At 74.7% G+C, this 11,444-nt stretch carries 11 protein-coding genes; 5 read left to right on the forward strand and 6 right to left on the reverse strand.

Annotated elements, in window-relative coordinates; all coding sequences use genetic code 11:
- Positions 1–8: 8 nt before the first annotated feature.
- Positions 9–1,247: an MFS transporter gene (locus J2X59_RS12210; protein ID WP_326496853.1), complete on the reverse strand. Its 1,239-nt coding sequence runs from the start codon at positions 1,245–1,247 to the stop codon at positions 9–11.
- 23 nt (positions 1,248–1,270) lie between these two features.
- On the opposite strand from J2X59_RS12210, the gene J2X59_RS12215 reads away from it, so the two are divergent.
- Positions 1,271–1,825, forward strand: coding sequence for a TetR/AcrR family transcriptional regulator (locus J2X59_RS12215; protein WP_066656095.1), 555 nt, complete (start codon positions 1,271–1,273; stop codon positions 1,823–1,825).
- Positions 1,826–1,930: 105 nt separating this feature from the next.
- On the opposite strand, the gene J2X59_RS12220 is transcribed toward J2X59_RS12215, so the two are convergent.
- Both J2X59_RS12220 and J2X59_RS12225 read right to left on the reverse strand, forming a co-directional pair.
- On the reverse strand, positions 1,931–2,602 hold the full coding sequence (locus tag J2X59_RS12220) for a peroxiredoxin-like family protein (protein WP_326496854.1): 672 nt from the start codon (positions 2,600–2,602) through the stop codon (positions 1,931–1,933).
- 199 nt (positions 2,603–2,801) lie between these two features.
- Positions 2,802–3,263, reverse strand: coding sequence for an ATP-dependent zinc protease family protein (locus J2X59_RS12225; protein WP_066656091.1), 462 nt, complete (start codon positions 3,261–3,263; stop codon positions 2,802–2,804).
- Between the two features lie 68 nt (positions 3,264–3,331).
- On the opposite strand from J2X59_RS12225, the gene rimK reads away from it, so the two are divergent.
- From rimK to J2X59_RS12245, 4 genes are all read left to right on the forward strand, one after another.
- Positions 3,332–4,510 (forward strand): 30S ribosomal protein S6--L-glutamate ligase, encoded by a 1,179-nt coding sequence (rimK, locus tag J2X59_RS12230; protein ID WP_058727301.1) that lies wholly within the window; start codon positions 3,332–3,334, stop codon positions 4,508–4,510.
- A gap of 68 nt (positions 4,511–4,578) precedes the next feature.
- Positions 4,579–5,652, forward strand: a complete 1,074-nt coding sequence (locus J2X59_RS12235) for a 3-oxoacyl-ACP synthase III (protein ID WP_066658652.1) — start codon at positions 4,579–4,581, stop codon at positions 5,650–5,652.
- Complete coding sequence (locus J2X59_RS12240) at positions 5,649–8,423, forward strand: alpha/beta fold hydrolase (RefSeq protein WP_326496855.1); 2,775 nt, start codon at positions 5,649–5,651, stop codon at positions 8,421–8,423. The genes J2X59_RS12235 and J2X59_RS12240 overlap by 4 nt, the downstream gene beginning before the upstream one ends.
- Positions 8,420–9,394, forward strand: a complete 975-nt coding sequence (locus J2X59_RS12245) for an NAD-dependent epimerase/dehydratase family protein (RefSeq protein ID WP_326496856.1) — start codon at positions 8,420–8,422, stop codon at positions 9,392–9,394. Before J2X59_RS12240 ends, J2X59_RS12245 begins: the two co-directional genes overlap by 4 nt.
- 23 nt (positions 9,395–9,417) lie before the next feature.
- Here J2X59_RS12245 and J2X59_RS12250 read toward each other — a convergent pair whose 3' ends face one another.
- The 3 genes from J2X59_RS12250 to J2X59_RS12260 form a co-directional block, all read right to left on the reverse strand.
- Positions 9,418–9,831, reverse strand: a complete 414-nt coding sequence (locus tag J2X59_RS12250) for an MFS transporter permease (protein ID WP_209685812.1) — start codon at positions 9,829–9,831, stop codon at positions 9,418–9,420.
- Positions 9,828–10,991, reverse strand: a complete 1,164-nt coding sequence (locus J2X59_RS12255) for an Asp23/Gls24 family envelope stress response protein (RefSeq protein ID WP_326496857.1) — start codon at positions 10,989–10,991, stop codon at positions 9,828–9,830. Before J2X59_RS12255 ends, J2X59_RS12250 begins: the two co-directional genes overlap by 4 nt.
- 65 nt (positions 10,992–11,056) lie before the next feature.
- Entirely contained in the window at positions 11,057–11,227 is a 171-nt protein-coding gene (locus tag J2X59_RS12260) for a CsbD family protein (RefSeq protein ID WP_066656081.1), read from the reverse strand.
- Positions 11,228–11,444: the final 217 nt, after the last annotated feature.

An 11,444-nucleotide genomic window follows, 5' to 3' on the forward strand; every position in this document is an offset into this window, starting at 1 on the left:
GGGCAACGCTACCGGGTGGGCGCCGCCGGCCGCAGGTCCCGCCGGGCGACGACGAGCGGTGTGGTGGCAGCGACCGCCACGACGGCGGCTGCCGCGGTGAAGGTCGTCGCCGTGCCCACGGGCCCGACCAGCACGCCGGCCGCCGCTGCCCCGAGTGCCTGGCCGGCGACGAGCACCACGAAGAGCAGCGCGGTGCCCGCGGCCGCGTGGTCCTGGTCGATCTCGGTCGTCCAGGCGATGAGCGCGCCCGTCGCCGCGGTGTAGCCCCACCCGAACAGCGCGCACGCCACCAGTGCGGCCCCGACGACGTGGGGCAGCAGGCCGAGCGTGAGCACCGCGACGGCGGCGAGCGTCGTCGTCAGCAGCCACAGGCGGGCAGCGGGCAGCCCGCTCGTCCATCGTGCCGTCACCGCGACCGAGGCCCCGCCGACGCCGAGCGCGATCCACGCGACGACCGTCAGTCCGCTCGGCACGCCGGCTCCGACGAGCGCTGAGCGGCCGTAGGTCCAGACCACCGCCGAGCCCGCACCGAAGAGGAGCGCGACCACGACCGGCACGACCTGTGCGCCGAACCACGACCGGCCCGGGAGCGCCGCGCGGAGCGCGGGGCGCCGGGGCGCGGAGCGCCGGACCGCGGGGTGCCGGAGTGCGGAGCCCTGAGCCGGGGCGGAGCGCGCGTCCGGTGCCCCGCGCCCGGCCGCGAGGAACACCACCGCACCGACCAACAGCGTGACCACGCCGGCGGCGGCCCAGGCGGTGCGCCAGTCCGGCAGCAGCACGAGCGCGAGGACCCCGGCCGCGACGAGCCCCGGGCCCGTCCCGGAGTTCACCACAGCCTGGGCCCGGTCGCGAGCGGCGTCGTCGAGCCGGCCGGCGACCAGCTGCACCATCGCCGGCGACGCCAGCCCGGCCCCGGCCGACGCCACCACGGCGGCCACCCCGAACACGACGGTCGTCGCGCTCGCCGCCGTCGTGATCGCGCCGAGGCCTGCGGTGAGCGCCGCGCCCACGACGAGCCACCGGGCAGCGCGGCCCGCGAGCAGGAACCCCACGACGGCACCGGTGCAGTACAGGACCGAGGCGCCCGAGGACACCGCACCGCCGACGTCCGCGCCGAAGCCGAGGTCGCGCTGGACGTCCGGCAGGAAGAGCCCGAACGCCAGGCGCACCAGGCCGTAGGTCGCAGCGACGAGCCCCAGCCCGCTCGCGAGCAGGACGGAGGTCGGTAACAAAAACGATCGTTTCACTTCTGCGACCCTAGGCTGGCTGCATGGCGATGCGTCCAGGGACCGAGCAACGGGTGCTCGACGCCGCCGAGGAACTGTTCTTCACCCGCGGGATCGCGGCGACCCCCGTCGACGCGGTGCTCGAACGCGCGGGGGTGTCGTCGGCGACGCTCTACCGCGGGTACCCGAGCAAGGAGGCCCTGGTCGCCGCGGCGCTCGACCGACGACACGACGACTGGGTCGCGACGTGGGACCGTGCCCTCGAGCGGGCGACCGACGACCGCGGCCGCCTGCTCGCCGTGTTCGACGCGCTCGACGAGTACCGGTCCACCCCGACGGGCTCCCGCTGGTGCGCCTTCCTCGGCACCGCTGCCGAGTACGTCGATGCCCCGGAGGACCTGCGCGCCGTCCTCGACCGCGAGACCGACACCCTGCGACGGCGGCTGACGGAGACGGCTCGTCCGCTCGTCGGCGACCGTGCCCCGGCGCTCGCCGAGCAGCTGCTGCTCGTCGTCTCGGGTGCGCTGGCGATGCGCCTGCGCGACCCCGCTGCGGACTCCGCCACCGCACGCGCGGTGGCGTCCGCACTCCTGCCCTGACGGCCGCGCCGCGGTGCGGTCGGGAGGCGCGGTCCGGGTGACGGACGTCCGTCACCCGGCCCGCGCCTCCCGTCCGCCCCGGTCGGCTCCGCGCCGAGCGGCCGGTCAGGGCGCGGGGACCACCAGGGCGTCGACCGCGGTCAGCACGTCCGCGACCTCGGTGCGCGTCGTGTAGTCGACGTGCACGTCAGCGGAGCGGACCGCGCCGTCCGCGTCGATCACGAAGACCGACGGGAACGGGATCGCCGCGGTGTCGTCGGCGTTGCTGTCGGCGACGTCGAACCCGAGCTGCGTGTGCGCCGCCCGCGCGGCGTCGCTCGGCTCCGTGACGATGCCGAAGCGTCCGGCGAGCACGTTCTCCGGGTCGGTCAGCACCGGGAACTCCAGCTCCCCGTTCGCGATCGACTGCTCGGCGGCCTCCGGCGTCTGCGGCGAGACCGCGACGAGCTGGACGCCCCGCTCCCGCAGCGCCGGCAGGAGCTCCTGCTGGTAGGTGCGCAGCGTGATGTTGCAGTAGGGGCACCAGGCGCCGCGGTAGAAGACGACGACGGTCGGCGTGGAGCCGCGGACGGCGGCGAACGACGTCTCGTCGCCGGTCGGGGTGACGAGTCGCGCGTCCGGGGCGGTCTCGCCGACACCGACGACCCCGTCGGGCACCCCCGAGGCGCGCAGGTCGGCCTGCTCGCCGTCGAAGACCGCGGACAGCTCCGGGCCGATCTGGGTGGTGAAGCCCTGGTTGAAGTCGTCCACCTGGCGGGCGATGGTCTGGTCGGTCACGTCGGTCTCCTCGGGTCCGGGACGCCGGCGACTGGGCCGGTGCGTGGAGCGTAGGCACGTCACCTCGGCGGGGGAACGGCCGCCGTCACGGAGCGTCATCCGGGCTGCGGGGCGCGACCCGAGCGGCGGACGGGAGGCGCGGATCCGACCCGCCCCGCGCCTCCCGTCCGCCGTGGTGCGGAACGCGCGGCCCCGCGCCTCAGGCGCGACCGCGGTTGCGCCGCCGGATCTCCTTCGGGGCCCGGCCGGCCATGAACGACCGCGCGGGGTCGACCAGGAAGCCCTGGCGCAGCGCCTCGCGGCCGACGAGCATGCGGAAGCCCATCTGGTCGCGGTTGCTCAGCGTGACCTCGGCGTCGATCGTGCGACCCGCGAGCGTGATCGGCGTCAGCACGACGATGCGCTCCTGCGTGTGCCCCGTCGAGCTCCGGACGATCCGTCGGTCGTGCACGTCGCACTCGTGCGTGACGGCATCGGCGTCGGTGTCCTGCCACGGGTGCACCGAGAAGCGGACGCGGTCGCCGGGGAGCTCCTCGAGGTCGAACGCGTGCAGTGCCGAGCTCCGCGCCCCGGTGTCGAGCTTCACCTTGATCCAGGGCAGGTCCAACCCGGGCAGGGCAGCCCACTCACGCCATCCTGCGATCGTCGGGTTCCGGGCCATGTGCCCATCCTGTCGCATGCTTTGATTGAGCGTCGCCGTCGACGTCTCGACCCCGTGGAGCAACCCCGATGAAACTCGCCATCCTGTCGCGCGCCCCGCACGCGTACTCGACGCAGCGTCTGCGTGCCGCCGCGGTCGATCGCGGCCACGAGGTCAAGGTGCTGAACACCCTACGGTTCGCCATCGACCTGTCCGGTGACGAGCCCGACCTGCTCTACCGGGGCAAGCTGCTCAGCGACTACGACGCCGTGCTCCCGCGGATCGGCAACTCGATCACCTACTACGGCACCGCGGTGGTGCGGCAGTTCGAGCAGATGGACGTCTACACGCCGAACACGGCGACGGGCATCACGAACTCGCGCGACAAGCTCCGGGCGAACCAGATCCTGTCCCGCCACCACATCGGCATGCCCGCGACCACGTTCGTGAACAGCCGTGCCGACGTCCGCGGGGCGATCGACAGCGTCGGTGGGGCGCCGGTCGTCATCAAGCTGCTCGAGGGCACGCAGGGCATCGGCGTGATCCTTGCTCCCGAGGCGAAGGTCGCCGAGTCGATCGTCGAGACGCTGCACTCCACGAAGCAGAACGTGCTCATCCAGGCGTTCATCTCCGAGAGCCGGGGCCGGGACATCCGTGCGCTGGTCGTGGGGGACCGGGTCGTCGCTGCGATGCGTCGCAGTGCCTCCGGCGACGAGTTCCGCTCGAACGTGCACCGCGGCGGCACCGTCGAGAAGGTCACGCTGAGCCCCGAGTACGAGGAGGCGGCGGTGCGCTCGGCGCAGATCATGGGGCTCCGCGTCGCGGGTGTCGACATGCTCGAGGGCAACGACGGACCGCTCGTCATGGAGGTCAACTCCTCGCCGGGGCTCGAGGGCATCGAGCGTGCGACGGGCCTCGACGTCGCCGGCGCGATCATCGACTTCATCGGCAACCAGGTCGCGTTCCCGGAGATCGACGTCCGTCAGCGCCTCAGCGTCTCGACCGGCTACGGCGTGGCCGAGCTCCTGGTGCACACGAACGCCGACCTGGTCGGCAAGACCATCAAGGAGTCCGGGCTCTGGGACCGGGACATCACGGTCCTGACCCTGCACCGCGGCGCCTCGGTGATCCCGAACCCCCGCAGCGGCGTCGAGCTGCAGGCCAGCGACCGCCTGCTCTGCTTCGGCAAGCTCGAGGAGATGCGGTCGATGATCCCGGACCGTCGGCGTCGCCGGAGCAAGGTCCGCAAGCTGCCGAAGGACGCCTGACCGGTGCCGCCCAGCGCACCCGGATCGCACATCCAGGTCGGATGCGGAAGTATGTGTCGGTGACGATCATGACGGAACGACCGGTCGACCAGTCGACGAGCAGCGAACCGGAGCGCCCCGGCAACGCCACGGCGAAGCACCAGAACGTGTCGCTGCTGTCGGTGGCGACGACCGTCGCGGACCGTGTGACGACCTCCGCGGACATCGAGGCGAAGCTCCGCGGGGCGCTGCGTCGGCTCCGTCTCCCGACCGGTCTGCTCGAGCGTGTCGCCGGTGTCACCGAGCGCCGCAACTGGGGCGAGGGGCAGACCTTCCAGGACGCCGCGATCGACGCCGGCCGTCGCGCGATGGCCGAGGCCGGCATCCGCCCGGAGGACGTCGGCCTGCTGATCAACACCTCGGTGACCCGTCCGCACCTCGAGCCGAGCGTCGCCGTCCGCCTGCACCACGGGCTCGGGCTGCCGACGTCGGCCATCAACTTCGACATCGCGAACGCGTGCCTCGGCTTCGTCAACGCGATGAGCGTCGCCGCGGGCATGATCGACTCCGGTCAGATCAAGTACGCGCTCATCGTGGACGGCGAGGACGCCGACCAGGTGCAGCTCAACACGATCGACCGCCTGAACCAGGGTGGTCGGAACCGCAAGGACTTCATGAGCGAGTTCGCGAGCCTGACCCTCGGGTCCGGCGCCGCGGCCGCCGTGCTCGGCCCGTCCGACGTCCACCCCGAGGGGCACCGCATCATCGGCGGCGTCACCCGCGCGGCGACGCAGTGGTACGACCTGTGCGTCGGCAGCGTGGACGGCATGTTCACCGACGCGAAGATGCTGCTGAAGGGCGGCATGGAGCTCGTCGTCGCCGCCTGGACCGAGGCGCGATCGCACTTCGACTGGCAGGACATGGACCGCTACGTGCTCCACCAGGTCTCCGACGTGCACACGAACGCCTTCGTCGAGGCCATCGGCATCCCGCGCACGAAGGTCCCGACCACCTACCAGCGCTACGGCAACGTCGGCCCGGCGTCGATCCCGATCACCCTGGCCGACGAGGTCGACCGCGGCGGCATCACCCGCGGCGACCGCGTCTTCCTGGGAGGCGTCGGCTCCGGCATCAACACGGCGATGATGGAACTGCGCTGGTGAGGTCCGGCCTCCCGCGCGTCGCCGCCAGCACGGCCCCGGCGACGCTCCCGCCGCCCCTGCCCGGACTCGACCCGGCCTGGTCCCGTCTGGTCACCGTCCCCGCGTCGCCGGACGGCCGGCCGGGAGGCACGCACCACCCCGCGCGCACCTGGCACCTCCTCGACACGGCCGGTCAGCTCGAGGCACTCGGCGTCACCCCGGTCGGCACCCTGCTCTGCGTGCACGGCAACCCCACCTGGTCCTACCTCTGGCGGTCCGTCGCGGCCCGCACGCTCAGCGTCGCCCGGGCCGGTGGCCCGGCCTGGCGCGTGATCGCCGTCGACCAGCTCGACATGGGCTTCTCGGAGCGCACCGCCGACCAGCGCCGTCTGGCCGACCGCGTGCGCGACCTCGGCGCCCTGACCGACGAGCTCGGACTCGCCGGACCCGTCGTCACGCTCGGGCACGACTGGGGCGGCGTCGTCTCGCTCGGCTGGGCGGTCGACCACCCCGACCTCGTCGTGGGCGTGGCGACGTGCAACACCGCCGTGCACCAGCCCGACGACGCCCCGATCCCCGCACCGCTGCGGCTGGCCCTGCGTCCCGGCGTGCTCGGTCGCGGCACCGTCCTGACGCCCGCGTTCCTCGAGACGACGCTCGCCATCGCCCACCCGACGCTCGACCGGCCGACCGCCGACGCCTACCGGGCGCCGTACCGCGGAGCAGCCCGCCGCGGGGGCATCGGCGGGTTCGTGGCGGACATCCCCGTCGACGCCGCGCACCCCAGCGCGACCGAGCTCGACCGGATCGCGGCCGGTGTCGCGGCGCTCGAGGTCCCGGCGCTCGTCATGTGGGGACCACGTGACCCGGTGTTCCTCGAGCGGTACCTCGACGACCTGGCCGACCGGTTGCCGCACGCCGACGTGCACCGCTTCGAGGGTGCCGGTCACCTGCTGCCGGACGACGCCGACGTCGCGGGCACGGTGCTCGACTGGCTCGGCGACCGCCTGCCGGACGGGCACGCGCCCGGCGGCGGCGAGTCGAGCCTCCCGGCCGACGCCCGGACAGCCGACGCCCGGACGGCCGACGCCCGGACGGCCGACGCGAGCGACGCGACCGATGCGACCACCGAGGGCCCCGCGACCGACCGACCGCTCTGGGCAGCCCTCGACGACCTCGCGGACGACGCGAGCCCGGCGCTCGTCGAGATGGCCGCTCCCGGCGGCCCGCGGACGGTCTCGTGGCGGCTGCTCGCCCGCCGTGTCCGCGAGGTCGCCGTCGGTCTCGCCGACCTCGGCGTGCGTCCCGGCGACCGCGTCTCGTTGCTCGTCACGCCCGGGGCCGACCTGACGGCCGTCCTGTACGCCTGCGTCCGGATCGGTGCCGTGGTCGTCGTCGCGGACGCCGGCCTCGGTCTGCGCGGGCTCACCCGCGCCGTCCGCGGCGCCCGGCCGGACTGGGTGATCGGGGCGCTGCCCGGTCTCGGCGCTGCGCGCGCACTCGGGTGGCCGGGTCGACGCATCGCGACGGTCGCGCTCTCGGCCCCCGCGCGAGCGGTCCTCGGCGTGGAGCACACCCTGACCGAGGTCGCCCGACGTGGCGCCCGACGACTCGCAGCCGGAGCAGGCCTGCCCGCTGCACCGTCGCCGGACGCACCCGCGGCCGTCCTGTTCACCTCGGGCTCGACCGGTCCGGCCAAGGGCGTCGTCTACACGCACGGGCAGCTCACCGCGGTGCGGGACGTCCTCGCGGCGCAGTACGGTGTCGGCGTCGGCACGGGGCTGGTCGCGGGCTTCGCGCCGTTCGCCCTGCTCGGTCCCGCCCTCGGTGCCCGGTCGGTGGCCCCGGACATGGACGTCACCCGTCCGCGCACGCTGACGGCGTCGGCGGTGGCCGACGCAGTGGCCGCCGTGGACGCGACCGTGGTGTTCCTCTCACCCGCAGCGCTGGCGAACGTCGTCGCGACGGCACCGGCGCTGGCGGCCGGCGACCGCGAGGCCCTCGGTCGGGTGCGTCTGTTCCTGTCCGCGGGGGCACCGGTGCCTGCGGCGCTCCTCCGGGCGGCCACCGACCTCATGCCGAACGCAGCGGCGCACACGCCCTACGGCATGACCGAGGGCCTGCTCATGACGGACGTCGACCTGGACGGCATCCGGTCGGCGGGTTCCGCTCCCGACGACGGCATCTGCGTCGGTCGACCGGCGGTCGGTGTCCGCGTGCGGATCGCGCCGCTCGACGCCGACGGCGCACCGACCGGAGACCTCACGGAGCAGGCCGGCGTCACGGGCGAGGTGGTCGTCGCGGCCCCGCACGTCCGCGACCACTACGACCGACTCTGGCGCACGGACCGCGTCTCGCGGCTCGGGGTCGACGACCCGCGCGGGCACCGTACCGGCGACGTCGGGCACCTCGACGCCGACGGGCGCCTGTGGATCGAGGGCCGGCTCCAGCACGTCGTGACGACTCCGCACGGTGTCGTGACACCCGTCGGACCCGAGCAGCGCATCGAGCGCGTCGACGGTGTCGGCCGCGCCGGCATCGCGGGCACCGGACCGTCCGGCACCCAGCAGGTCGTCGCCGTGGTCGAGACCGTCCCCGCAGCCCGGCGTCCCGGCCTCGCGTCGGCCGAGCTCGCCGCCGCCGTCCGCGCCGCCGCCGGGGTCCCGCTCGCCGCGGTGCTCGTCGTCCCGGTGCTGCCGACGGACGTCCGGCACAACTCGAAGGTCGACCGCGCCCGGCTGTCGCGATGGGCGACGACGGTGCTCGGCGGCGGCCGGATGACCCGCCCGTGAGGGTCCTGGTCACCGGTGCCAGCGGCTTCCTCGGCCGGGCGACCGCCGCTGCCGTCCGGGACGCCGGGCACGACGTCCGCACGTTCCAGCGTCGGCCGTCCCGGGTCGACGGCGTGCAGGACTCGCTCGGCACGATGACGGACACCGCTGCGGTCGCGCGCGCGGTCGAGGGCGTCGACGCCGTGGTGCACCTGGCGGCGAAGGTCTCGCTCGCCGGGGACCCGGCCGACTTCGCGCGGGTCAACATCGCCGGGACGAGCGCGCTGCTCGACGCCGCGCGGGCCGCCGGGGTGGGGCGCTTCGTCTTCGTGTCGTCGCCGTCCGTGGCGCACACCGGGTCGTCGCTGGCCGGCGCCGCTGCCGACCCCGCCGAGCCGATGGCCGCCCGCGGGCACTACGCGCGGACGAAGGGCGCCGCGGAGCTCCTCGCGCTGGCGGCCGACGAGCCGGGCTTCGCGGTCGTCGCCGTCCGCCCGCACCTGGTGTGGGGACCGGGCGACACGCAGCTGGTCGGACGCATCGTCGACCGGGCACGTGCCGGCCGGCTGCCGCTCCTCGACTCGGGCGCCGCACTCATCGACACGCTCTACGTCGACAACGCGGCCTCGGCGATGGTCGCTGCGCTCGAGCACGCGGCGGACGACGCCGTGCACGGCAACGCCTACGTCCTGACGAACGGGGAGCCGCGGCCGGTGGGGGAGCTCCTGGCCGGCATCTGCACCGCGTCCGGCGTCCCCGCACCGCGGCGGCACGTACCCGCCGCCGTCGCCCGTGCAGCCGGGTCCGTGGTCGAGGCGGTGTGGCGGGTGCGTCCGGGGGCGGACGAGCCGCCGATGACGCGGTTCCTCGCCGAGCAGCTGTCCACCGCCCACTGGTTCGACCAGCGACGGACGCGCCACGACCTCGGCTGGTCCCCGACGATCACGATCGACGAGGGCCTGGCCCGCTTGGCGGCCGCCGCCGGACACTGACCGGTCGTCGGGCGGGCGGACCGTCAGCCGGTGAAGCGCTGCCAGAGCTCGGTGATGATCGGCCACACGTCGCCCGCGCGGTCCGCCGAGGCGATGGCGATCGTCACCACGGGGTAGGCCGTGACCGCGAGGCTGACCAGGACCGCGAGCACGACGGCGAACACCGACGTGACCGTGTGCCGTCGGGTCAGCGCCCAGAGCAGCAGGGCGAGGACCACCACCAGGCCGAGCACGGTGACGAGGGCGATCCGGACGAACGGGAACGGCACGAGCCCCGCTGTGGTGGCGGTCACGCCGCCGAGGAACCCGACGAGCGGCAGGTACCCGCCGAGGGCCACGGCGAGCACCAGCACGATGCCGATGCCCGACGTGGTCCAGACGCCGCGCGGGCGAGGACGCCGGGCGGTGGTGCCCCGGCGTCCCGCCCACGCGGTCATCGCTGTGCCTCGCCGTCGCCGCTGCGGTGGGCGGCGGCCTGGTCGTGGCGGGCGTCGGCCTCGTCGCGGACGACGTCCGCGGCGTGCTCGATGCGGTCGGCTGCCTCGTCCAGCGCGTCGGCGACCTGCTCGTCCGCGGCGGGTGCGCTCTCCGCCGACGGCTCGTCGGCGTCGGTGCTGCCCTCGCGACGTGCACCGTCCGCTGCGTCCTGCGTCGCGGTCACCGCGTCCTGCGTCGCGGTCGCTGCGGAGTCGGCGGCGTCCGAGGCCGCTGCGCCCGCGTCGGCCGCGGCGTCGGTCGCTGCCGAGGCAGCACCGGAGGCACGGTCGCGGACCTCCTGCGAGGCGTCCGCCGCGGCGTCCTTCGCCGCGCTGACGGCCCGCTTCGCCGCGTCGCCGGCGTCGGAGGACTTCTCCGCGGCACGCTCCGCCGCGTCGGATGCGGTCTCGCGCGCCGTGTCGACGGCGACGGCCGCCTTCGCCCGCGCGGTGTCCACGGCGTCGGACGCCCGCTCGCGCAGGTCCCCCGCGGTCTCCCGTGCCCGGTCGACGGCGTCGCCGGCGGCGTCGCGTGCGCGACCGGCGGCCTCGCGCGTGGCACCCGCCGCGTCCTGCGCGGCGTCCCGTGCACGCTCGGCGACCTCGGCGGCACCGCCGCGGACGTCCTCCGCGGCACCCGAGACGGCCTCCTTCGTGCGGTCCACCGCATCGCCCACGGCCTCCCGGGCCCGGTCGACGGGGGTCGGCTCGTCGTCGAAGGGTCCGTGCACGTCGAGCACGCGGACGTCGACCGTGGTGGGCTGTCCGGCGCCGAGCTGCGACACCGCGGCGGCCACCTGGCGGCGGACCTCCTCGGCGACCTCGCGGACGGGCTGCGGGTAGCTGATGACGACGGACACGGTCACGTCGAGCGTGCCGTCGTTGTCGTCGACCTGCACCCCGGGCGCTCCGGCGGTGCGGCCGAGCTGCGAGCGGACGCGGTCGGCGGCGCGGGCGACGAGCCCGCCCAGGTGGTGGACGCCCGGCACGCCGAGCGCCGTCTCCGCCGCGGTGCGGGCGGCGACCACCAGGGGCCCGGCATCCTCGGGGAGCGGGGTGGTCAGCTCGGGCGGCAGGTCGACCTCGGTGATCTGCGTCCGGGCGTTCGGATCGTGCTGCATGGCTTCCTCCTCTGTGAACAGGACGGCCGCCGCTCCACTCGGGGAGCGACGGCCGTGGTCCGCTGTTACTTGAAGACGTCCTTGACGTCCTCGCCGGTCTGCTTGGCGCTCGCAGCGGCCTGGTCCTTCTTGCCCTCCGCGACCTTCTCGTCGTTGTTCGTCGCGTTGCCGAAGGCTTCCTTGGCCTTGCCGGTCAGGTCCTGTGCGGCGTTCTTGATCTTGTCGTCGAGTCCCATGGTGGGTTCCCTTCTCGCTCGTGGGCTGGTGCCCGGTGGTGACGGTCGGGAGGCTCGGTCTGCCTCGTCCGACCGGGTTGCGGTGGTGCTGGTGGTGCGTTCGTGTCCGGCGTCGTCCGCCGGGTGCTGTCACTGGACGCGGGTGGTGCGTGCCAGTGCGGTGCGGGTGCCGCCGGTGAGGTGGACCAGGACCGGGATCTGTCGGCCGAGGGTGTGG

It is taken from the genome of Curtobacterium sp. 260 (assembly GCF_030803485.1).
GTDB lineage: Bacteria > Actinomycetota > Actinomycetes > Actinomycetales > Microbacteriaceae > Curtobacterium.